Consider the following 23,872-nt stretch of genomic DNA (forward strand, 5'->3'; position numbering starts at 1 on the left):
AAATGGGAAGGTATGGTAATAAGTTATTGGGCAGGGTTAAAGCCATGTACCCAATATGTATTTGCAGGGATACTGGTTGGCTGATTGTTTCCCGACAAAATGTCTTGTGTCTGTTTCCCGGAAGTCATTATATCAATGGGTCTATAATCATCGCGATGATGAGTGCCAGTACAAAGTAGTTGATGCTCATAAAATACCGGAACGGATTGAAATCGAAGTAAGCTTTTCGCAGAAGCTTCGAGAATAAGGCAATCAACCAGGCGGCGGCGAAAAAGACCATTACCTTGAAGAAAGCGGTAATGACCAGTCCCGAAAAGACAATCAATGCCCCGATAATTGCGGTAGCGACCGTCCAGATAAAGATGGCCCGCTTAATTTGTTCGGGTGTCAGTACCGAAGTGATGGACGGAAAACCGGCCACTTCGTATTCTTTACCATATTTCAGCATGAGTAGCCAGAAGTGGGGTACCTGCGAAATGAAGAAGAAAACGGTGAGCACCAACAACCGGATATCGAGCAATGCTCCACCGCCGGCGACCCAACCTACAGCGGGAGGGATGGCGCCAATTACGCTTCCCGGGATAACCGCAAATGCTGTCACCCGTTTCAGGGGCGTGTATATACCGTTGTACCAAATGAACGCCATAAAACCGAGTATGACGGCTTCCAGGTTACTGCCAATGTAAATAATCCAGGTTCCGGCCAGAATTTCGATGGCGGATATCAGTAAAACATTCCGTTCCGATATGCGTCCGGATGGCAACGGGCGGTTCCGGGTGCGTTCCATCAACGCATCTTTGTCCCTATCCTGGTAATGGTTCAGGGCAGCCGAACCACAAGCCAGAACAAAAATCCCAAGCATGGGTAAGACGACATTCGAGTCGATGTGCTTGTTGGCCAATACATAACCTGCCAGGGTCGTCAGCGCCACCACAAACGTAATCCGCGTCTTGTTCAGTTCGAGCAGTATGCTAAAGAAATCTTTCAGTTGTTTCATGTTCTTACCAATGTTTCAATAAAAACCAATTGTGCGACAAAAAGTTCTCCCGTCGAAATTGCTCTTAGAATTTTTAATTCGGGCAAATGACGAAATCTTTTCTGTCCCCGTTGCATTATTTAGACAAAATAAAAATAAATTTGCGACTGTTTTGTAAAATATGGAAGGTTATTTAACTTTTCATATTTAAAATTGTTGAATGACTGTAATCATGTTTTGCACGAACGGATAAAAGTGGCGGTAAGTAGTTTAACAAGAGCATGATAAAATCATTTAATAGAAGTTCATATATTTTAACAGTTGGTTGATAGGTGTTTGAGTGGATGGTCGGGAACAAACCATATTTGAAAAAGGGTGAGTTATGTTTCCTACTGAAGAAAAACGTCAATTTTTATTTGTTTGGGTGCTAAGTGGCTTGATTCGTTTTGTTTTGCCCTCCCAAAATTGAAGAAAATGCTTGTTGATACATGGAAGAAGTCCTATGAAATTGATTAAATCTCATATAAATGTTGCGAGGAACTCAATGATGAAAAAAAATCGTTACAAATCTTTAATGGGAGTGGTATTGTTGCTGGCCACGGTTCTCCTGAGCAGTTGTAGCAATATGGTAGTGCTCGATTCGAAGGGATCAATCGGTAGCGAGGAAGCTTTCCTGATCAAGATCGCATTCATCCTGATGTTGATCGTGGTTCTTCCCGTTTTTGTTATGGTCATTTGGTTTTCGGTGCGGTACCGGGCTTCCAACAAAAAGGCAACCTACAAGCCTAACTGGGCCCACTCACACAAGATTGAGCTGGTAGTATGGTTGGTGCCTATTGCTATTGTGGCGGCCCTTTCGTATCTGACCTGGGTCAAAACCCACCAACTGGATCCGTACAAACCGATTGTATCGGATGTCAAACCGGTTCGTGTCGAAGTCATTTCCACCGACTGGAACTGGCTGTTCATTTACCCCGATTACAACATCGCGGTGGTTAACCACCTGGTCTTCCCGGCCAACACACCGGTGAATTTTCGTCTGACATCAGCCTCGGTGATGACTTCGTTCTTTATTCCGCAGTTGGGAAGTCAGATTTACGTGATGGCTGGTATGCGGACTAAATTGCACCTGCAGGCCGATCACGAAGGAACCTACCTTGGGCAAAACATCGAGTATAGTGGTACAGGATATGCAACCATGCACTTCGATGCGGTGGCCACTTCAAAGGAAGAGTTCGAAGATTGGGTGGAAAAAGCCAAACAATCGCCTGATGTATTGAATATGGCTACCTACGAAAAATTCGCGCAACCCAATACCGACTACCCGGTAACAACTTATTCATCGGTTGCACCCAAGCTGTTCGACCATGTGATGATGCAGTTCATGGGATGGATGGGGGGTACCGACCACGCAATGAAAATGACGGACGATATGAATGATACACACCATATGCACGGAATGCAGGATTCTACACAGATGCAGGAAGAGCACGGTCCAATGATTATGCAGTCCGATTCGGGACACGTACATACTAAAACAATGGAGGACAAATAATATGTTTGGAAAGTTGACCTTATCGGATATACCGTACAACAATCCGATCATCATGGGGGCCGTGGTTAGTTCTACGTTTTTAGCCCTGATAATTATCGGCTTAATAACCTACTTTAAAAAGTGGCCGTACTTGTGGCACGAATGGTTTACCAGTGTCGATCACAAGCGTATTGGTGTGATGTACATCATCCTGGCGCTGGTGATGATGTTGCGCGGTTTCGCTGACGCGATTATGATGCGTGGACAGCAGGCCATGGCAGCTGGTTCTGATCCGGGATACCTGACACCGCATCACTACGACCAGATTTTCGGTTCGCATGGTACCATCATGATCGTCTTCGTGGCCATGCCTTTTGTAATTGGTTTGATGAACCTGGTGATTCCTCATCAGATTGGTGCACGGGATGTGGCCTTTCCGGTGCTGAACTCGGTTAGTTTCTGGCTGACGGCTGCCGGTGCCGGTTTGATTATGATTTCACTCGGTGTGGGTGAGTTTTCCAATACCGGCTGGTTCGGAATTGCACCTCTTTTCGAAAAAACATATAATCCCGGAGTGGGGGTCGACTACTGGATGTGGGCTTTCCAGATAGCGGGGGTCGGGTCGCTCCTTAGCGGGGTGAACTTCCTGGTGACCATTGTGAAGATGCGCGCACCGGGCATGACATGGATGAAAATGCCGTTGTTCACCTGGACAACCCTGACCACAAACGTATTAATGATTTTGTCGTTTCCGGTGATTACCGGTGCATTGTTACTGTTGACGCTTGACCGTTACCTGGGCATGCACTTCTTCACCAACGATATGGGGGGTAACATGATGATGTGGAACAACCTGTTCTGGATGTGGGGCCACCCGGAAGTATACATTGTGGTTCTTCCGTCCTTCGGTATTTTCTCCGAAGTGGTGGCTACTTTCTCACGAAAAAAACTCTTTGGTTACGTATCGCTGGTTTGGGCGACTGCGGCCATTATGATTCTTTCTTTCACTGTATGGTTACACCACTTCTTCACGATGGGTAACGATACGAATGTGAATATTTTCTTCGGAATTGCGACGATGGCCATTGCGATACCCACCGGGGTGAAAGTGTACGACTGGCTCTTTACCATGTACCGGGGGCGTATTACGTTTGCTACACCGATGTACTGGGTCATGGGCTTCCTTACACTCTTCGTGATTGGGGGAATGACCGGAGTACTGATGGCGATTCCGCCGGCTGACTTCGTCGTACACAACAGTCTGTTCCTGATTGCCCACTTCCACAATATGCTGATTCCGGGTGCGCTGTTCGGCTACTTTGCCGGATTGGCCTACTGGTTCCCGAAAGTATTCGGTTTCCATCTCGATGAGAAATGGGGCAAGCGTGCCTTCTGGGGATGGGCCGTCGGTTTCTTTGTTGCATTTATGCCGTTGTATGTACTCGGGTTCATGGGAATGCCGCGTCGTATGGCACACTACGATAACATGGCGTGGCAACCCTGGTTGATTGTGGCTGCCGTTGGCGCCCTGATTGTCGGTGCCGGTATCCTGTCGCAGTTGATTCAGATTTATATCAGTATTCGCGACCGTAAGAAAAACGTCGACCTGACCGGTGACTCCTGGGAAAACGGACGCACACTGGAGTGGATGAGTTCTTCACCGCCGCCGGTATATAACTTCGCAGTGATTCCGAAAGTGGATGAACTCGACGAATGGTGGGCCATGAAAGAGAATGGTACCGCTTATCAGCGTCCGGCTGAATACCACGATATTCACATGCCGAAAAACGTAGCCCGCGGACCGATTATCGGTGGTTTTGTACTGGCCTTCGGATTTGCTATGGTTTGGTATATCTGGTGGTTGGCCATTGCGGCTATCATTGGGGTAATTGCTACCGTGATTATCGGCTCATCACACGACGGTGAGGAATACGTTATTCCGGCTGCCGAAGTGAAACGGATCGAAGACGAGCGTTTCGGGCAACTGGCCGCTGCCATGGAAGAAAAGAAGAATAACTAAAAAATCAGACAGTAATGAATACTAACGTTTCACAAAACGCGGTACATACAGCAGACGCGGAACATCCCAACCATGGTGAGATTCGGACCTTCGGGTTCTGGATTTACCTCATGAGCGACCTGGTTCTGTTTTCTGTGCTCTTCGCTACCTATGCGGTAATCGGTTTTAACAGTGCCGGTGGCCCCACAGGAAAAGATTTGTTCGACATACCTTACCTGTTTGTCGAAACCATGTTCCTGTTGCTGAGTAGTGTGGCTTTCGGCTTTACGATGATTGCCATGCACAACAACAAAAAGCAACGGGTTATCACCGGGTTGATCGTTACCGCCTTGCTTGGCCTTGGCTTCATCGGGATGGAGATTCACGAATTCGTTTCGATGATTGGTGAAGGAGCCAGCCCCGATCGCAGTGGATTCCTTTCCGCCTTCTTCACGTTGGTTGGAACCCACGGTGCCCACGTTACCTTCGGGATCATCTGGATTGCTACCATGATTGGACAGATTGCCAAATCGGGTATCACCGAAGGTATCAGTTCCCGTATGATGCGCCTCAGCCTTTTCTGGCACTTCCTCGACATTGTCTGGATTGGCGTATTCAGCTTTGTTTACCTGTTGCACGTTGTGTAACGGCTTTGACGAATTTAATTGTAGAAAATTAAAAAAGACATACTATGAGTCAAGTACATAACGAGGAGATGGGAGCCAAGATTACCACGAAAGCCTATGTCGTAGGTTTTGTCCTGGCCTTGCTGCTTACCATCGTATCATTCGGAATGGCTATGAGCGGTGCGTTCAGCCGCACGGCTACCATTGTGGGATTGTTTATTGCTGCTTTCGCCCAGATGGTGGTACACTTGCACTACTTCCTGCACCTCGACCGATCGTCGGCGCAGCGCTGGAACGTGATTGCCCTGCTGTTTACCGCAATGTTGTTATTTATCTTCGTAGGCGGAACGCTTTGGGTAATGTATACGCTCAACTCGCGGATGATGTAAAAAAACAGATAAGACCAACGGGAGTGTTGCAACTCGTTTGTATCCTCCCGCTGCTTTCCATTGATTATTGTTCGAAATCAAATGATTATTGGTTTGTCTGTAACGATCCGGCTCGCACCGGGAGTAGGTAGTTGGATTTGGGCTCATCCGGGTTCGGCGGGGCGGGCGGGCCCTGCCTTTTCGGTCAAGGTTTGTTAGCTGGCGGAAACTGTTCTTCCCGAAGCGATGTTCCAACGTCCGGAAAAATACGATGTTAAAGGTACGAATATTCGTGATTTATCAGAACAGGGGACTAGATGGCTAATCAAAGTGCAAAAGTTTGCAACATGTCCTCCCCTGGAGGCCGGAGGGGGAGTTTTTCGGGATCAAATTCAATTATCACCAGAGGTTAAGTTCGGTTTCCACATTGTTTAAACTATCAGTTATATCATTCCTGAATTGGAAAGCATCCTCTAAGAATTTCTGATAGTTATGATCTCCGAGGGTTCGCGGCCCTTTAATATTTTTATTGAAATTGATGTAACCGTAAAAAATCTGCTCTTCGTCGAGGTAACCATCTTTATCGACGTATTCTTCTTCAATACAGATCTCTAATAATCCCAATTCAAACCATAACCACCATTTCTTCCAGTACATACCGCCCTTTCCACCATCGCTTTTGCTTTGAATAACCGGGTCGTAAATATCAATGCAAACACCCCACTCTTTAAATGTTTCGGGTTTATCGAAATTTTCGATACTGTATTTGATATCGGAGGCCAGTTTTCTTTGTTCAGGAGGAGTTTCTGGTTGTCCGGCAACAAAGTCCACAAAGCTTCTTAGTACCTGAAGTTCGTTTAATGTTTCTTTGCCGATAATGTAATAGTTGTCACTCATTTTCGTCGAATTGTTCTAACCCGTGGTGATGCGTAAAACGAAATTTGTTTCCTTCGTAATCGAACGTATTCCAGTGTTGGATCGTTAACAACAATCGCAACGCAGTTGTCGAACGGCGAACTTGTAAGATTGGTAACATCATCAATCCAGTAATCGTATCATTTTAATGATGTTGCCCTTGTAATCAAAAATGTAGTTCTGGTAGGTTAACCATCTGCCAGGTTCTGTTAAATTGAGCGGGATCATGTCAAAACCCAGCTTCTCGAAATCTGATTGATAAAATTCGTCGTATTCTTCCATGTTGGTGTATCATTTTTGGGGCTTTAAACTTTTCCAAGGTTCCGGACTTTGGAAAAGTTAAGCGTTACGTTCGTTTCTACTCTCAAACGGTGTTAGTCATGAAAATCGGAAAAATCGTCATAAAAGGCCAGAGGATATTGTCCGGACGGTAAACGTTTTTTTTGCTTCATGAAATTTGGGATATGAAGCGTACTCGCTTTGAATTCTTTTTTGAGTCCGGATTGTATCGTGTGCCAGTTATTATTACTGTGTACCCAATGTTGGGTCGGGCCTTGATCGTCTAAATACACAACTTCCGAGCCTCCTATTTTTTCGAAAAACGCCTTCACCTTCTTTCTAAATGAGTTTACATATTCCAGGAAAACTCCATCATTATTTTCGGTAAATGCCTTGCAAAAACTCCACCACCGGTTGTGATAGTAGTTATAAAAATCGTGAAACGTATCGTTGTAAATGGTTCCGTAATCAACATCGTTGGTGTTATCTCTTAACTCAAAACAAACACTGTTGATAGCTTCATCAATTTCACTTTTCACATATCCATGCTGCTTAAGCCAGGACAAATCGTAAACCTGGTTTCCATACTTTTCTATGAGCATATGAAGCAAGTAGAACTCATCGGTTAGCCAAAGCGATCTATCCGCGTTGGGATGCTCTATTTTACCCAAAGCCACATATTGAAATGGGGGAGTTCTATCGTCACCTTCCAGTCCGAAGTCGAATATGTCGTAATAACCAAAAGTAACTCCGGTATGGAAGCGTGATGATAAATCGCGGGCTAACGACTCGATGCTACTGGTATCGAGTTGGTGACGACCTATTATGTGAACATCATGTCCCATCGGTTAATGGTTTGAAGTTTCTACTATCGCGATTTCCTCATCTGTTAAACCATATAACTGATAAACCATCTGGCCGATTTCTTTGTCTGTTTTTTCGATCTCTGATTGCAGGATTTGGGCTTCCGCTTTTTTTCCTTCGAACAACTCCATCCACTCCATTTCATCCGATTTGGTGAGTACTTTAGCAACGGGTCGTGACCCGTTGTTGAGACGCTCCTTGTTGGCTGATTTGATTGCTTTATTGAGTTCTTTGATGAATTCCGAAAAGTCAAGTTTGTGCCAGTTTTCGAGCTTTCGACTCAGTTTATCCGAACCGGTTTGCGATTTCAGGTATTTATTGAATCCGCTTACCCTTGTTTGTATAAGCTCGGTTGAGCGTGTACGTTCAGAAGCTAACTCTCCAAGCCGGGCGGTTTGTGCTTCATTAGCCTTTGGTACCGGGAAATGTTCGAAATAAACTTTCCGTATTTCGCGGGTCCCACCCTGTAGTTCGGGGCAGTTGTACCATATCCAACGCTTTGCCAACGATGAATTGAATACCGCTGTTAGATACAGCAGCGAAACAGACTCGTCCTGTGCCGTTAAAATAAAGCTTTTATCATTACTTAGATATCCACTTTCATCATGCACGAACGGAAATACCGAAGTCATGTTGGGATAAATGATTTTGGGTTTGGCAAACTCTTCATGGTAGCCAATGCTATCCTGGGTTTCAAACCATTCTCCTTTTGTTTTCTTGCGTGCCCCGCTATCTCCTGTCTGTTTTAACCGGTCGTAACCAAATGAAAGTAAATGTTGTTTTATAGCAGGATATTCTTCGATATCCAATTTTAGGGAGGGAAACGTGCCAATTAGGTATTCAAAATCAGTGATTCCATATCCTGCAATATTGCGTCCCCTCACCATGGGATGAATAATTTCAGCGCTTTTAGCATCTTCTTTAATCAATCTCTTTCGCGTTTCTTCATCAATAAAAAAAGCATCATTGTAACCCGTTTTTATTCCATAATTAATACTTATCGGTAATTCCTTTAATTCGGAACCATTTTGTTTCATTCTCTCCAGTATCCTGAAATCGCTGTGCGGTTGGATACTCCATTCATTTTCACCGAATCGGGAGGAAGGATAGTCATAAATATTCGCTTTTACTTCGGAGAGAAAATCACCCTGATAGGTCTTTCTATTCAATGATAAGACTTGTACTTTTTCCTTGATTTTATCCTTTTGAGTCACAAAAATGCTAACATAGGTGGTAGCTTCCTGAAAAAATTGAATGTCACCAAAATTGAGTAGCTGCCGCAAGCCTGTTTTCGATAAAAATTTCCTTAAGGGTTTGCCATAAGCTACCAACATCCATTTATTGGGCATGATGTAGGATTGCCTACCACCATCTTTTAATAAATTGTAGCCGCGCTCGGTGAAAAGGCAATACAAGTCAGCACCTTTGTCGAATGCCTCATAGCCACAGCTTTTGAGCTTTTCACTCATTTCTCCCATCGACTGCAGCTGTACGTATGGCGGATTTCCAATCACCACGTCGAAGCCACCGGTGTATTCGGGGCGGAAGGCGTGTTCGCGGGTGGAGCAGGGGAGCATGCTCCCCGGTTGGCCGCCCAGCCCATGTTTCGCCCGGTTATTTTGTATGTAGGCCAGCGTGTTATCGAACTGGTCGTTCGATGTGATTTCTTTTTGGTTGAATTTTTTCGCCCAGAGGTGAAATTGTGTTTTTCCTCTGTGGGGAGCATGCTCCCCTGATCCGGACAGAGTGACAGCTTCATGCGTCGGAGCATGCTCCGACGTTTCCCGATAGGAAGTATGTACCCCCGCATCGGAGCATGCTCCGATGTCCCTGCATGCTCCGGCGTTGTGCGCCCCATGGCGATATTGCATGCCCTCGCCGATACCGATTTTATTTTTTGTACGATTTTAGGTAGTTCTTCTTCTTCGCAAACCAGCAACATATGGGCATGGTCGCCACAAATATTGTAGGCCAGAATATTCAGTTTATCTTCATTCGCAATTTCCGCAATGGTTTTCGTTACTATTTCTTCCTCCTTTTCTGATAGCCAAACTGGTTCGCCTGTTTTGACAAGATTGTCGGACATTCGCTGCGAGTAGCGGGAGTTATGCGTAGCCGTTGTGATATGCCAGGCCTTTTTCTTCTTTTTCTGAAAAATATTCGGAAATTCTTTTTGCCAGTTAAAGGCTTTTTCTCCGGCAATATTAGGGTCGTCAATCAGTGAGTTACCACATTTAATGTTGTTGCTGAGTGTGTTTAGTTTGCGCCCTTTTTGGGCGGTTCGTAACCAAAGCGATAGCTTGGCAATTTCAACCGATTCTTCGTTCAGGTCGACGCCATAAATGTTTTTCTCCAGAATGTCGGTTGTAATATCCGGGAAAACCAAGGCGCCGCCAAGTAGTTGCCCACGCAACTCGTCAACTTTACGATGCTCGTTTATCAGGAATTCCAGCGCCTGGTTTAAAAACGCGCCCGAACCGCAGGCCGGGTCGAGAATGGTTAACGACAGGAGCCAGTTGCGATAGTCTTCCAGTTTTTTGTCGAGGGCACGTACAATATCTTTTTTCCGGTTTCTCCTTCCTTTGGCATATTCCTCATCAACAATTCCCAGTTCTTTCCGTTTTTCCCCGCAAAGTTTTCCAATCGTATTTTCAACAATGTATTTGGTAATGTATTTCGGGGTATAAAATATGCCGTCTTTTTTCCGCCTGTCGGCAGACAACGGGACATGCCCCGCTATTGCGGCAATTGCCGCAATCTCGCCCAGCGAATGTTCAAAAATATGTCCGAGGATATTGACATCTACATCGGTCTCGAAATCGTAACTACTTAACCGCAGGGTGTGTTCGTAAAGAAGATCATCGTCGATGGTAATATTGTCGAGTATCTCGTCAGGAGTAAAAAGTCCGCCGTTATATGCGAAAATTTCCTCCCGATTGCCTTTTTTAGGCCGACCCTTATATAATACATTAAAATATTGCCTGAAAATATCGTAAAGCCTTTTGGATTCACCAAAGGCAACATCATCCTTCCATTTTTCAATAATCTGACTAATAGAATTAGCCGGAACCAAAAGCCGGTCTTCGGCAAAAAAAATAAATAGAAAGCGATCGAGTAGTTTTTGTGTTTTTTTGAAAAGCAGGAGTTTATCTGTCTCCGGATTATTTTTTACCAGGTTGTTGTAAATCGCTTCGCTGGCAAAAAGTGGAGGCTTAACCATTTACTAATTGTTTCCCCGGACAAAAAGTGGAGGCTTAACCATTTACTAATTGTTTCCCCGGACTAAAATAAGCGTTTAAGCATTTGTTAATTGCTTCACCATGCAAAAGGCGGCCGTTTTAGCATTTGCTAATGACTTCGCTGGCGGAAAGTGGTGGTTTTTGCATGTACGAATGGCGGTGGTACATAAGGGTATGGTTAAAATCATTGTGGTATCCTGGCTCTTTTATGTCAAAGAACATCGGTTGGATCTGAGAATTTTATCATAAATTAGTACACAGTTAAACATCCGGACAGTCGTAACCTTAATTAAATTTTCGGAAATGGTTCAATTAACCGTTCCATACGTTGAATTAAAATTTTTCTAACCATGCTACAAAAATTAAGATCCAATAGCCGATCTACCGAAGTGGGTGCGGCTACGACTCGTATAACCAAGGCGTACAAGAACGCCAACCTAACTACCGACAGTTATCTGGACGGGCTCATCACCGGGCTGTCGGCTGAAAATAACCTACTTACCAAGGCTATCGACCGCTCGAAGACGGAGTCGCAGCTGGAGGAGAAGGATGAGGTACGCGATGATAAATTGCGCGCCCTTTATTACTTCCTGCTTGGACAGACGAACCATCCCGGCCCGGCTGTCCGCTCGGCTGCGGAAACCCTGATGCCTGTGTTCGATAAATATGGCCTGGCCATCGTGAATGATAGCTATGCGACTGAGACCACGCTGGTGAAATCGCTGCTCGACGATTTGGGCGAGGCTTCGCTGGAGGTATCCATCACGGCGGTAGCCGGTACAGCCGAACTGATTGCCCAACTGCAGGCCGCACAGGATGATTTTGAGAACTTCAGGGTGGTGTACCAAACCGAGAAAGGGAAGGAGGAGAAACTGGAAAGTGCGACCTCCATTAAAAAACGGATGGTCCGGACCATTAACGATAAGCTGGTGGTGCACCTCCGGGCTATGCTCAATATAGATGAAGCGCTGTACGGCGGTTTTGTGGGGGCGGTATCGACCATTATCGCCGAGAATAACGAAGAGGTGAAGAAACGCCGCAAAAAGCCGGAACCGGCTGCATAATACAGGCCTTCGGGCCAACACCCCGGGTTACGACTTCGTTGGTTTTTCCCATAAGTGGCTATTGTATAGCCGTCCGCCTCGCCTCACCGGTGGGGCGGATTTTTTTATAACCATTCTATCACGGTACACTGACTTTTATGTAACATGGCTCGCGACGTGTCCTCCGCTGAGGAGGTGTTTTTGAATTGCCTCAACTATTTTAATGTCTTGTGGAAAACTTACTGGTAATTATCCTCCCTCTTTAATTCCCCCTCCAAAGGGGGACAGCGCGCCAACTATTCAACCAGATAAACGTTATTGCTCCATTTTTTAGCCATCCTGATTTTTCCAATTCATTCAATGCAATAAATGTTCGCGACGTGTCCTCCTCCGGAGGGGGTGGCCGACAGGCCGGAGGAGGAGTTTTTAAGTGGACAATGAGAAATGCTCCATCCAGGTTCCGAACAAGAGGAACAGCGCAGCCCAACCTGTAACTGTCGAAGGTCAAAAGTCAAAAGTCAAAAGTCAAAAGTCGAAGGTTTTGAGCGAACAACAGGAACAGCTATAATAACAGGAACTCGGTGTTTATTTATCAAGATCCATCCGTGCGCGCCATCAGTAGAAAACCTTTTGCGGTTCTTTGCGGGTATCTTTGCGGGTTTTGCGTGGAACTTCTACCTGCATAACTCCTACGTAGTAGCTGGTGACCGGTGCACTTGTTTTTTACAACACGATATGTTCTACGGGCAAACTGAATGAGAGAAAGCGGGAAGACGGGAAGGCGATAGCGCAACCTGTAACTGTCGAAGGTCGAAGGTCCTGAGCGAACAACAGGAACAGCTAAGCTTAACCTGAAACCAAAAATAATCCCCATCCGGGCGGAACCAGATGGGGATGAAATATATAGAATTGTTTTGGTATTGCTATTCCGCGGAAGCGACGGGTTATTTCCGGTCGGCTCCCTGGCGGTCGAGCATCCAACCGGGGTATTCGGGAGTTAGCTTGCTAACTTCACCGAGTTGGGCGAGTTCGTCGTCGGACAGCTGTACTTTTACTGAGCTGAGGTTGTCGGCCAGCTGCTCCGGCTTCTTGGCTCCCACAATCACGGTGGTGACGGCTTCTTGGTGCAACAGCCAGGCAAGGGCAATTTGTGCCACGGAGACATCTTTGGCTGTGGCTATTTTGCGCATCACATCGATGATGTCGAAAGCTTTGTCCTTGTTCACCGGCGGAAAATCGTAATTAGCACGGCGTCCTTCGCCCGATTCCACGTCGCGGCCATATTTACCGCTGAGCAAACCTCCGGCCAATGGACTCCAGACCATCAATCCGAGTTTTTGGTCGAGGAGGAGCGGCACCAGCTCGCGCTCAAGGTCGCGTCCGGCAATGGTATAATAGGCCTGCAGCGAAACGAACTTGCTGAGGTGCTCGCGGGCCGAGATGCCCAGCGCTTTCATGATTTGCCAGGCAGCGAGGTTGCTGCACCCGATGTAACGAACCTTGCCCGCTTTCACCAGCGAATCGAGTGCGCCGAGGGTTTCCTCCAGCGGTGTCAGCGCATCGAAGCCGTGGATCTGGTACAGGTCGATGTAATCCAAGTTCAGCCGTTTCAGGCTCTCGTCGGCCTGCTGCAGGATATGTTTACGGGTTAAACCCGAATCGTTAGGGCCTACGCCCATCTCGCCGCGCACCTTGGTAGCAACGACCAGCTCATCACGGTTTAGTCCCAAATCGCGGATGGCCTGTCCGGTCATCTGCTCGCTGAGGCCCTCGCTGTACACGTTGGCCGTGTCGATGAAGTTAATGCCGCCGTCAACGGCCTGCTTCACCAGGGCATTGACCTGCTCCTGCGGCAGGGCCCCGATGGACGTCCACATACCGCGTCCGCCAAAAGTCATGGTCCCCAGACACAGTTCCGATACTTTTAATCCGGTATTTCCTAATAGGTTGTACTTCATAATACGTGTTTTTTGTTAGTTGTTTTTTCAGCGTGGAATGCTGTTTTTTGTGTTGTCGTTTACTGGTCTAAACCGCCGGAAGGGCTGAAAGGTTGAATGGGGCAGGGATTGTTTTGATTCTTTAACGTTTCTGAGCCGGCATTTCTATTTTAGCCTGGTCGGTGCGGCGCAACAGCTTATCCGTTTCAATTTGAGCCGGAATGTGCGCCTCTGGCTGTCGCGCGTATGCCAACCCGGGTGATTAATCATTAACCCCTTCGTGGTAACATGGTGCGAAGGATGGCGCAATGAATGAATGTTCCCGATCTGGAATCAGTGTTATCGGTATTTATCTATCAATATCCATCCGTGCGCGCCATCAGTGGAAAACCTTTTACGGTTCTTTGCGGGTATCTTTGCGGGTTTTGCGTGGAACTTCTACCTGCATAATTCCTACGTAGTCGTTGGTGACCGGTGCGCTTGTTTTTTACAACACGATATGATTTAAAAGTCAAAAGTCAAAAGTCGAAAGTCAAAGGTCGAAAGTCAAAAGTCAAAAGTCAAAAGTCAAAAGTCGAAGGTCAAACATCCTGAACGAACAACAGGAACTCGGTGTTCATCTATCAATATCCATCCGTGCGCGCCATCAGTGGAAAACCTTTTGCGGTTCTTTGCGGGTATCTTTGCGGGTTTTGCGTGGAACTTCTACCTGCATAACCCCTACGTAGTAGTTGGTGACCGGTGCGCTTGTTTTTTACCTGTAACTCCGTTCAGCTTGCCATCTTGCCGTCTTTCAGCATTTGCACGGCATCGGCGAGGGAGCCGGCGCGGGTGACTTCCCCGGAGTTGACGAAGTAAATCTCGTCGGCATTGGCAATGGTATTCAACCGGTGCGCGATGATCACTTTCGTGGTGTGTGTTGGCAACTTCTGCAGGATTTCGTTAAGCAGCTGTTCGGTCACGGTATCAATATTGGCCGTAGCTTCGTCGAGGATGAGCAGGTCGGGTTGCCCCAAAACGGCGCGCATAAAAGCGACGAGCTGCTTTTGCCCCAGACTGATGCCATCGCCCGATACGTCGACTTTGGTATCCAGACCTTCATCGAAGCGTTGCAGCAATGATTCGAGCCCGGTATTGTGAAAAAGTTTCGTTAGCTCACCGTTCTTGTATTCCCGGTAGGCGTCGTTGCCATAAAGAATATTGTCGCGGATGGTGCCACTGAAGAGAAACGGTTCCTGCAGGATGAATCCGATTTTGCCGCAGCGTTCTTCCGGTGCATAAGAACCGATGTTTTTACCATCGAGCCATACTGTTCCGCTGGTGGGGTCGTACAAACGGGAAATGAGTGAGGCGGTGGTTGTTTTTCCGCCACCGGTCGGCCCGACGAAAGCGTATGTTTTTCCTTTTTCCAAATCGAAATTGATGTGGTGCAACACTTCGGTGCCGTTGGGATAGGTGAACGATACATCCCGGAAGGATAGGAGCGCCTTTGATTCGCCTTCTTCACTGGCGTCGAGCAGCGGCATGTTGTTCTCCATGTTTAGTATTTTCGCAATGCGATCCCAGGCGGCCAGCGCTATTTGGAAACTGGCCCATAACGACGCAAGTTGTCGTAAGGGATTGTAGAAATTGGTAATGTACGCAAGAAAACTGATGAGCAACCCGATGGTGAAATGGTTGGTGGAGATGAGATAGATTCCGAAGGTTAGCACCACCAGTTGCCCGATGTTGGAAAAGAAGGTGTATACCGGCATGAAGAGGTTGTTGGCGATGCCTGCTTTCACGGAGGTGTTGTAATTGTCCTTGTTAACCTCATCGAACCGTTTCCGGAAATAGTCACGGCGGTTAAATGCCACAATGACCTTGAAATTGTTGAGGCTTTCCTGTACTTCGGAGCTGAGGTTGGCCACGCTGGTGAGGTTAATGGCATTGCGTTTCTTTGCCCACGGTGAGGCAAACCGGGTGATAAACCAGATAATGACCACAGGTGCCAGGGCAGCGGCTCCCAGCGGCAGATTGATGGAGAGCAGGAAGATGCCGGCGCCAATCATGATGAGGATGGAGCGGACAAACTGCATCAGCGACTGCGATAAGAACTGGTTCACCTTGTCGGTGTCGTTGTTGAGTCGCGAGATGAGGTCGCCGGCTTTGTTCTGGTTGAAGAAATCGTAGGGTAGTTCCTGCAGCTTGTTGAACAGGGCATTGCGCAGGTTGAAGAGCATGTGTTGTCCCACGGTGCCCATCAGCTTGGTTTGCAGGTAGCCGGCAAACAGTGAAATGATATACATCACCAGCAGGATGCCGCTGAAAACGAGTACACCGTGAAACTGTTTGGTCTGTATGTACGCATCGATGGTGTGCCCGATGAGCAGCGGGCCCAGCAAGGTGAGGGCTGCGGCCACCTGCATGGCGATAAACGCCGTGATGAGGATGCGTTTTTCTTCGACCATGTGCGATACCAACGATTTCAGCAAGGCAAAAGTCGATTTCTTTTTTCCGGTTTCACCGGAGGATGTATAGAGGTTATAATCCATGTACTGTTTTTCAATTTCTTTTTTCTTTTACTCACCCCGAGGGTGTCCGAAAAGTCAGTTTTACATTTCAATAACTTACAATATGTAAGTAACGGTACCGCGACAACCCCTATCCCGAATTCCCGGGACCATGAAGGGGACTTCAAAGCCGCCCCTTCAGGGGAGCTCCGAGGCTTCGGAGGGAGGGGTAAATCCAAGATTGCCTTCAATTTGAAAGTTAACACTTTTCCAATTCAACTTTTCGGACATCCTCTTCCCCTCCTACAAGTAAAGAGGGGGTGGGCCGGAACTACTTTGACTGGCCCACCCTGACCCTTTGTCCGTTGCAGGTTTGATGGACAATGAGAGAGGCTTGTATTATGATGGGGTTGTTTCATAGTGGCTGGTGCTTTTTTGCGACTGGTAAATCTGCATGTACTCCGGTGAGGTTTCCAGTAGGTTTTCGTGTCTCCCGGCTGCGACCACTTCGCCTTCCATCAGGAGGATGATTTGTTCGTAGTGTTTTACCGGTGCTATTTTCTGTGTAACCGAAATCAAGGTCAAACCGGGGTAATTCTTTAATACGTTTCCAATGATTTTCTGTTCGGTTTGCTGGTCGACCCTTGCGGTGAAGTCGTCGAGCAGCAGGATTTTCGGGTTTAGCGCCAGCGCCCGGGCCAGCATGATGCGCTGCTTTTGTCCGCCCGAAAGACTGGTTCCCCGCTCCGAAACCAGCGTATCCAGTTTCTTCGGAAGTGATTTGATAAACTCTTTCAGCTCGGCTGTTTCGATGGCTTTCTCCAGTGACTCGTCGGTTACTGTATCGCTGAAGGCAATGTTTTCGCGCAGGCTCAGGTTGAACATCACGCTGTCCTGAAAGACGAAGCCAATCTGGTTATGAAACGTTTCTTTCCGGTAATCGTCAAGCGGAATATTGTCGAACAGTACCGTTCCTTCGTTGGGATGAATCAATCCCGTCAGGAGATACAACAATTGTGTTTTTCCGGCTGCTGTCGGTCCGATGATGGCTGTTTGCGAACCGCCTTTAATGTTCAGCGAGACGTTCTTCAATGCCGGCTTTCCTTCGTACGATACCGTTACATGCTTCAGTTCGATATTACCTTCGATTGGTTTTTCGATGGTGCCCTTGTCGACGGTTTCCGGCGCTTTCATCACCTTGTCAATCCGCTCGTAAGAAGCTGTTGCCTTCGCGATGGCGTTGCTCATGAACCCAATGACGATGATGGGGAAGATGAGAATGGCCACGTAGCTGTTAAAGGCGGCAAAATTACCCAGCGTCATACTTCCGTTGATGACGTAATGTCCTCCGAGTGCCAGGATGGTCAGGGTCGCCAGGTTCGCCACGAAAGTGATGATTGGAATAAGCGTGGCAAACAAAGTGAGAATGGAGACGCCTAAATCTTTTGCTTCGGTATTCGCCGACAGGAATTTCCGGTATTCGGCTTGCTGTGCATTCATTACGCGGATAATAGCGGCACCCAAAACGCTTTCGTTGATGACCTTGTTGAGCCAATCGACAACTTCGCGGCTACGTTTGAACAGCACGCGCACCCGCTTCAGTACCATGTAAAAGGCAAATCCGATGATGGGAATCATGGTAATCACCGGAAGGGCCAGTTTCCAGTTGATGGTGAGGAGGAGCACGCAGGTTCCGAGGATGACAAACACCGAAGAAACAATGGAAGCCACAGCCTGGGCTACAAATGTTTTCACCGAATCCATGTCGGAAGTGAGGTTGGTGAGCAGCTTCGACGGATTGTTTTCCCGGATAAAAGAAAAACTCTGCCGCGATATTTTGTTGGAGAGTTTTTCCCGGAGGTCGAAGGCGACCCGCTCGGAAGCGTATGTCTGCACAATGGCCTGCAGATAAGTGAAGGCGAAAATAGCCAGTGTGACGACTAAAAATTGAATGGCGATACTTTTGAATATATAATGGCCGCTGTTGAATGTGTCGATTCCTTGTGAAATAATTTTCGGAATGACCAGGTTGGCCGCGTTCCTCAGCAGGGCAAACAGTACCAGCAGTGCGACCATCATCCGGTACGGCTTCAGCAAACCAAACAGATTAACTTTCTTTCCCGGGCGGGTATTATCTTGTTTTTGTCTTTTCTGCATAGTATGAACTTCCTTCAACCGGCAAAGAAAAACCAAATTTCTGATTTTTCTTTATATATATCGGAGAAATACCGATAGAACCGGTCAGGTGATCGTTGTTAATCTATATGAATACGAATGGTGGGAAATTTTGTTCTACACCGGCAGAAAAAGAACGACCAACTCACTTCCAGACTTTGTTAAATATTTTTAAAAGCGTTTTCAAAGTTGTATCTTTAAATTCGTGAGCCATTTATTGCCCAACGACCATGTTTGATTATCTGAATAAACCATATCCGTTTAACGATGATTTTAAGCGTAATCTGCGGATAATCCCCGGAATCAGTTTGGCTGTGTTTCTATTCCTGATACTCTATAAACCCCTTGATTTATCGGTTCTTGATTTGTACGACAAGGTGTACCTTTTACTCGGTTTTGCTTTGGTAACATTGTTTTCACTGGGCATCAATTTGTTGGTTTTGCCAGCCGTTTTTCCGGGCATTTTCCTTTCCGGGAAATGGAAGGTTAAGCATGAAATTTTCTGGAATCTTTGGATTTTGATGACCATTACCGTTGGGTACTTTTTTTATGCGCGGCTGACGGGTTTGTACGAATTGAACTTTGACACGCTCATCCGGATTTTATTGTTCGGTATTATTCCGGTATCGCTGCTGATTGTCATTAACCAGGACCGGCAGCTCAAAATGAACCTTCATTCGGTTGACGGTTCCCCGGATGGTCCGACAACTGTTCTGGTCAATTTTCCATCGAAATACAAAAGGGGAAACGCCCAGGTAAACCTGCATGATTTGGTAATGATTCATTCGGCTCAAAACTATATCGAGATATACTATAAGGAGGATGGGCAACTGCGAAAGATGATGGTCCGGAATACATTGGAAAACGCCATGAGACAGGTGAAACGCTTTCCGCATATTATTCGTTGTCACCGCACTTGTATCGTGAATGTGAAGTATGTTACCCGCATGCGAAGCAGCCAGCATGGTTACCATATCCAACTCGATGGAGTTCCTGATGAACTGCATGTGTCCCGTTCCTTTGCCCCGCGTTTCCGCGAAATTTACGATAAACTGCACGAACCAAAACTGTTTTAAGCCGGTTCAGCCCTAAAGCGGGAAGTCAAAACCTTATCTGTTCATTTCGTCCCTGGGCCATTGAAGTCTTCACCATTTATTCCTATTTTACTCATAAAGGAAAGAGAATGCGCCCGGACGAATTTCGTGGCACTATTTTCTCTCTCCTGGACAAATTATTAACAGGCAACCCAATGAATGTTCTTTTAGTTAACCCGCAATGTGCCGATACGTTCTGGAGTTTTAAATATGCACTTCGGTTTATCGCCCGGAAGGTCGCCAATCCGCCTTTGGGATTGTTGACTGTTTCGGCGTTATTGCCGGCGGCATGGGAGAAAAAACTGGTCGATATGAATTTATCTCCCTTGCGGGAAGAGGATGTTCGGCGCGCCGATTTGGTATTCATCAGTGCCATGGATATTCAGCGACATTCGGTATTAAATATCATTCGGATGTGCCGTAACCTGAATAAAAAAATGGTGGCAGGCGGGCCACTCTTTACCAGTGAGCCGGAAGAATGGCCCATGATTGATTACCTGGTGTTGAATGAAGCAGAAATAACCCTTTCCAAATTTTTGGAGGACTTGGAGAAAGGAACTCCTAAACACCTGTATCAAACCAACGAGTTCCCTTCACTCAATACTTCACCGGTACCGGATTATTATCTTTTGAACCTGAACCGATACGCCACACCGAGCCTGCAGTATTCGCGCGGATGCCCGTTCGATTGTGAGTTTTGTGATATCACCGCACTGTTTGGGCGTAAGGTTCGTACCAAAACAGCTGAACAGGTAGTTGCTGAACTGGAAAACCTGTTCCGGTTAAATCACCGGGGAAACATCTTTTTTGTGGATGATAATTTCATTGGGAACAAAGCACGGCTGAAAAAAGAGCTTCTTCCGAAATTGATTGCCTGGATGGAAAAACGAAATTATCCTTTCCGGTTCAATACCGAAGCGAGCATTAATCTGGCTGATGATGAAGAGCTGATGCGCCTGATGGGGAAGGCCGGATTTGAAAGTGTGTTCGTGGGAATTGAAACACCCGAACAGGCCAGCCTGGCAGGATGCAACAAAATGCAGAATACCGGACGGAACCTGGTGGAAGATGTCCGGAAAATGCAACGATTTGGGCTGCAGGTTTCGGGTGGGTTTATAGTCGGTTTTGACCATGATTCCCCATCTGTTTTTCAACGTCAGATTGATTTTATTCAGCAGAGCGGTATCGTGACTGCCATGGTTGGCTTGTTGAATGCGCCAAAGAAAACCAAACTGTACCAGCGGCTTAAAGATGAGAAGCGCCTGTTGGATGTGAGTTCGGGAAACAATACAGACTTTAGTATGAATTTTATCCCCCGGATGAACATCGATTTTCTGATGGAAGGATACCGTCAGGTGCTGAAGGAAATTTATAGTTACAAACCCTATTATCAACGAGTCCGGCAATTCTTGAAGATTTATAAGCCAGGGCTGCATTTCCACCGGAAAATGACCTTCGGCAACATAAAGGCGTTAATACGTTCCATGTTAGTTTTGGGAGTATTGAAACAAGGTCAGTTCTATTACTGGAGGTTGTTTGCCTGGACCATTTTTCATTGCCCTGAAAACTTCCCCGAAGCGATTACACTAGCCATCTATGGCTATCATTTTCGTAAGATTTATTCCATCGCTTAATTCCATCAATTCTAGCTCAATTCCGGGAAATTGCTACCGGAACGTTAAATCCATCTTAAAAATCAGATAGCCTTCGGGAATTTTCGCACAGACTTTGTTGATATACGAAAAGACATAATAATCTCAAAAAATATGAGTGCAAATATTCCGGGCTACGACGGTAAGCGGCTGGTTATTCTGGGAGGTGGTTTTGCAGGGCTTACCCTCGCCCGAAAACTGGCGAAAAGTGAGTTTCAGATTGTTTTGGTTAACAAGCATAATTATCACCAGTTTCAACCTTTGTTATATCAAGTGGCAACAGCAGGCCTTGAGCCTAGTGCCATCGCTTTTCCGTTAAGGAAAGTTTTTCAGGACAACCAGAATGTTCATTTTCGCAAAGCGGAAATACAAAGTGTGGATTTCGACAGTAAGGTAGTACATACCAGTGTAGGAACGATTCATTATGACTACCTGGTGAATGCCATGGGAGCCGGAACCAACTTCTTTGGCAATAAAGAGATTCAGAAGCGTTCGTGGGGGTTAAAGAGTATACCCGAATCGTTGGCCTTGCGCAACCACATCCTGATGAATCTTGAACGGGCTTCCAGTATCGATGATGAGAAGAAACGGCAGGAATTACTGACCATCGTGATTGTGGGGGGCGGCCCGACGGGGGTGGAAGTGGCTGGTGCGTTAGCCGAAATGCGCAAATGGATTATTCCACGCGATTACCACGAGATTGACCACAAGAAGGTGAAAATAGCCGTGGTAGAAGCTTCCGGTAAGCTATTGGGACATATGTCGGAGAAATCGCACAAAGCAGCCGAGGATTTTCTTAAATCGCTGGAGGTTGAGGTGTATAACGGCATTGCGGTGGATTCGTATAATGGAGACGAGGTAACGCTTTCGAATGGCGAAAAACTGCCCTGCAATACATTGGTGTGGGCGGCAGGTGTGAAAGGAATGCCGGTAAAAGGGATTCCCGCAGAACTGATTGATAAACGTGATCGCATAGCCGTTGATGAGTTCAATTGCATAAAAGGGCAGGAGCATGAGTTTGCCATCGGTGATATAGCGACAATGCAAACAGAAAAGTATCCGCATGGTCATCCGCAGGTGGCGCAGGTGGCGATTCAGCAGTCAAGTTTGTTAGCGAAAAATCTCCTGCGCCTTGAAAAAAATGTGCCGTTGAAACCATTCCGATATAGTGATAAAGGAACCATGGCTACTGTTGGGCGCAACAAGGCGGTAGTTGATTTGCCTTTTTACAGTTTTCGCGGATTCTGGGCCTGGCTGGTCTGGATGTTTGTCCACCTGATGGCTATCGTAGGCGTAAAAAACCGGTTGCTTATTTTCATCAACTGGGTTTGGAACTATGTATTCTACGACCAGTCGTTGCGGCTGATTATCTCGCCGGCCAAACACCCGAAGCACAAAGAAGTGCCGCCAGCCAATCAAATGGAAACGTCATCGAATTGATATATTTCCGGGAAACCGGGAATTTTTTTGCCTTGTTATTTATGACGTGCCGCCCAGATGGAAAGCAATCCGGACTCCTTCGGTAACCATGTTGGCCCCGATGATGCCCAGAATCAGTCCCATAATCTTACTCATCACCACGATGATTTTGTGACCTACCAGCCGAAGGATGTAGTCGCTGTAGACGAAAGCGAGGTAGGTGAGGAGAATCATCACGCCAAAAATAACCGACGTGATAACCACGTGCCAGCCATTGCTCTCTGTTACGTAGTTCATAGCAGTGACGATCGTTCCCGGTCCGGCCAGAATGGGAATAGCCAGCGGTGAAATAGCCATCCCTTCATCAATGGCAATCTTGTCGGAATGGTGGATGGTGGATTTTTTGGACTGCAACATTTCGAAGCCTACAAAAAATACCAGGATTCCACCGGCAATTTTGAAACCGGGAATCGTAAGTCCGAAAACCATAAAGATATATTTTCCGACGACGATAAAGCAGAGCACGATAATGAATGCAGTGAATGTAGCCGATTTCGCGATCCGTTTGCGGGTGGGAAAATCCGCTTCATCAGTCAGGCTTAAAAAAATCGGAATGTTCGTAATGGGATTCATGATGGCGAAAAATCCCATGAATACAGTGAGCGAAAAACTGAGGAGATGATTCATATTACTATTTTTGACCGATAATTATAGTTATTGAACAATTTACGGAACTTCTGGTTGGACTAACCAGCCGTTTTTATGGTTAAATGTAAAACAAGTGTGCCGAAATAATTGCTGAACGAATGAATAAACTACTGTTAGTCTTTTTGATAATGGTTGTGGGGAGCCTGGTTGCCTGGCAGGGAGCCATCAATGCCCAATTGGGAAAAATGTTGTCCCATCCGTTGCAGGCCGCTTTTATCTCCTTCCTGGGAGGAACTTTGGCGCTTGCTGCTGCATTGTTTATCATGCAAATTGGTTTTCCATCTCTTCATGCAGTGAAAGGCATCCCGCCATATTTGATGATTGGCGGCTTGCTCGGAGCCATATTCGTCACCAGTGTCATTTTGTTTATACCCAAAATCGGTGTGGCTAATGTATTGATTGCAGCGGTGGCGGGCCAACTCATTTTGTCGCTCATTATTGATAATTATGGTTTGCTGGGCGTCCCGAAACAACCAATTGCAGTCAGCCGCGTTGCCGGAACACTGTTGGTGATTGCCGGCCTGTATTTGGTGAATAAGAAGTAGGCAGTAT

The 23,872-nt window shown here is 46.6% G+C and carries 18 protein-coding genes and 1 pseudogene; 9 read left to right on the top strand and 10 right to left on the bottom strand.

Going from position 1 to position 23,872, the window contains the following annotated elements; translation table 11 throughout:
- Positions 1 to 127 precede the first annotated feature (127 nt).
- A complete protein-coding gene (locus GJU82_RS03760) occupies positions 128 to 997 on the bottom strand; it encodes a protoheme IX farnesyltransferase (protein WP_153630927.1) in 870 nt (289 codons plus the stop codon).
- Between the two features lie 523 nt (positions 998 to 1,520).
- Between GJU82_RS03760 and cyoA the strand changes: the two genes are divergently transcribed.
- Genes cyoA through cyoD form a run of 4 tightly spaced genes read left to right on the top strand, consistent with a single transcriptional unit; the run spans position 1,521 to position 5,524 of the window.
- The gene (gene cyoA, locus GJU82_RS03765; RefSeq protein WP_228488557.1) at positions 1,521 to 2,531 is read left to right on the top strand and encodes a ubiquinol oxidase subunit II; all 1,011 of its coding nucleotides are present in this window, start codon (positions 1,521 to 1,523) and stop codon (positions 2,529 to 2,531) included.
- A gap of 1 nt (position 2,532) precedes the next feature.
- Positions 2,533 to 4,530, top strand: a complete 1,998-nt coding sequence (cyoB, locus tag GJU82_RS03770) for a cytochrome o ubiquinol oxidase subunit I (protein WP_153630928.1) — start codon at positions 2,533 to 2,535, stop codon at positions 4,528 to 4,530.
- 14 nt (positions 4,531 to 4,544) lie between these two features.
- On the top strand, positions 4,545 to 5,156 hold the full coding sequence (cyoC, locus tag GJU82_RS03775; protein WP_153630929.1) for a cytochrome o ubiquinol oxidase subunit III: 612 nt from the start codon (positions 4,545 to 4,547) through the stop codon (positions 5,154 to 5,156).
- A gap of 44 nt (positions 5,157 to 5,200) precedes the next feature.
- Complete coding sequence (gene cyoD / locus GJU82_RS03780; RefSeq protein ID WP_153630930.1) at positions 5,201 to 5,524, top strand: cytochrome o ubiquinol oxidase subunit IV; 324 nt, start codon at positions 5,201 to 5,203, stop codon at positions 5,522 to 5,524.
- A gap of 378 nt (positions 5,525 to 5,902) precedes the next feature.
- Here cyoD and GJU82_RS03785 read toward each other — a convergent pair whose 3' ends face one another.
- The 5 genes and pseudogenes from GJU82_RS03785 to GJU82_RS03805 form a co-directional block, all read right to left on the bottom strand.
- Positions 5,903 to 6,400, bottom strand: a complete 498-nt coding sequence (locus GJU82_RS03785) for a hypothetical protein (RefSeq protein ID WP_153630931.1) — start codon at positions 6,398 to 6,400, stop codon at positions 5,903 to 5,905.
- Between the two features lie 141 nt (positions 6,401 to 6,541).
- Positions 6,542 to 6,700 (bottom strand): hypothetical protein, encoded by a 159-nt coding sequence (locus GJU82_RS03790; protein ID WP_153630932.1) that lies wholly within the window; start codon positions 6,698 to 6,700, stop codon positions 6,542 to 6,544.
- 92 nt (positions 6,701 to 6,792) lie between these two features.
- Entirely contained in the window at positions 6,793 to 7,542 is a 750-nt protein-coding gene (locus GJU82_RS03795) for a hypothetical protein (RefSeq protein ID WP_153630933.1), read from the bottom strand.
- 3 nt (positions 7,543 to 7,545) lie between these two features.
- A complete protein-coding gene (locus GJU82_RS03800; protein WP_153630934.1) occupies positions 7,546 to 9,432 on the bottom strand; it encodes an Eco57I restriction-modification methylase domain-containing protein in 1,887 nt (628 codons plus the stop codon).
- Positions 9,433 to 9,437: 5 nt separating this feature from the next.
- Positions 9,438 to 10,781: pseudogene (locus GJU82_RS03805) on the bottom strand (Eco57I restriction-modification methylase domain-containing protein); the annotation flags it as partial.
- Between the two features lie 369 nt (positions 10,782 to 11,150).
- On the opposite strand from GJU82_RS03805, the gene GJU82_RS03810 reads away from it, so the two are divergent.
- Entirely contained in the window at positions 11,151 to 11,864 is a 714-nt protein-coding gene (locus tag GJU82_RS03810) for a DUF6261 family protein (RefSeq protein ID WP_153630936.1), read from the top strand.
- Positions 11,865 to 12,787: 923 nt separating this feature from the next.
- On the opposite strand, the gene GJU82_RS03815 is transcribed toward GJU82_RS03810, so the two are convergent.
- The 3 genes from GJU82_RS03815 to GJU82_RS03825 all read right to left on the bottom strand — a co-directional run bounded on the left by GJU82_RS03815 (position 12,788) and on the right by GJU82_RS03825 (position 18,429).
- Positions 12,788 to 13,801 (bottom strand): aldo/keto reductase, encoded by a 1,014-nt coding sequence (locus GJU82_RS03815; RefSeq protein ID WP_153630937.1) that lies wholly within the window; start codon positions 13,799 to 13,801, stop codon positions 12,788 to 12,790.
- 749 nt (positions 13,802 to 14,550) lie between these two features.
- Positions 14,551 to 16,314, bottom strand: a complete 1,764-nt coding sequence (locus GJU82_RS03820) for an ABC transporter ATP-binding protein (RefSeq protein ID WP_153630938.1) — start codon at positions 16,312 to 16,314, stop codon at positions 14,551 to 14,553.
- A gap of 357 nt (positions 16,315 to 16,671) precedes the next feature.
- A complete protein-coding gene (locus tag GJU82_RS03825; protein ID WP_153630939.1) occupies positions 16,672 to 18,429 on the bottom strand; it encodes an ABC transporter ATP-binding protein in 1,758 nt (585 codons plus the stop codon).
- Positions 18,430 to 18,677: 248 nt separating this feature from the next.
- On the opposite strand from GJU82_RS03825, the gene GJU82_RS03830 reads away from it, so the two are divergent.
- The 3 genes from GJU82_RS03830 (at position 18,678) to GJU82_RS03840 (ending at position 22,633) form a co-directional block, all read left to right on the top strand.
- The gene (locus GJU82_RS03830) at positions 18,678 to 19,523 is read left to right on the top strand and encodes a LytTR family DNA-binding domain-containing protein (RefSeq protein ID WP_153630940.1); all 846 of its coding nucleotides are present in this window, start codon (positions 18,678 to 18,680) and stop codon (positions 19,521 to 19,523) included.
- Positions 19,524 to 19,696: 173 nt separating this feature from the next.
- Positions 19,697 to 21,175: a B12-binding domain-containing radical SAM protein gene (locus GJU82_RS03835; RefSeq protein ID WP_153630941.1), complete on the top strand. Its 1,479-nt coding sequence runs from the start codon at positions 19,697 to 19,699 to the stop codon at positions 21,173 to 21,175.
- A 132-nt stretch (positions 21,176 to 21,307) separates the two neighbouring features.
- Positions 21,308 to 22,633, top strand: a complete 1,326-nt coding sequence (locus tag GJU82_RS03840) for an NAD(P)/FAD-dependent oxidoreductase (protein WP_153630942.1) — start codon at positions 21,308 to 21,310, stop codon at positions 22,631 to 22,633.
- A gap of 39 nt (positions 22,634 to 22,672) precedes the next feature.
- Here the strand turns inward: GJU82_RS03840 and GJU82_RS03845 are convergent, their stop codons facing one another.
- Positions 22,673 to 23,299, bottom strand: a complete 627-nt coding sequence (locus GJU82_RS03845) for a MarC family protein (protein ID WP_153630943.1) — start codon at positions 23,297 to 23,299, stop codon at positions 22,673 to 22,675.
- Between the two features lie 119 nt (positions 23,300 to 23,418).
- Between GJU82_RS03845 and GJU82_RS03850 the strand changes: the two genes are divergently transcribed.
- A complete protein-coding gene (locus GJU82_RS03850; RefSeq protein ID WP_153630944.1) occupies positions 23,419 to 23,865 on the top strand; it encodes a DMT family transporter in 447 nt (148 codons plus the stop codon).
- Positions 23,866 to 23,872: the final 7 nt, after the last annotated feature.

The sequence above is a fragment of the Prolixibacter sp. SD074 genome (genome assembly GCF_009617895.1).
GTDB lineage: Bacteria > Bacteroidota > Bacteroidia > Bacteroidales > Prolixibacteraceae > Prolixibacter.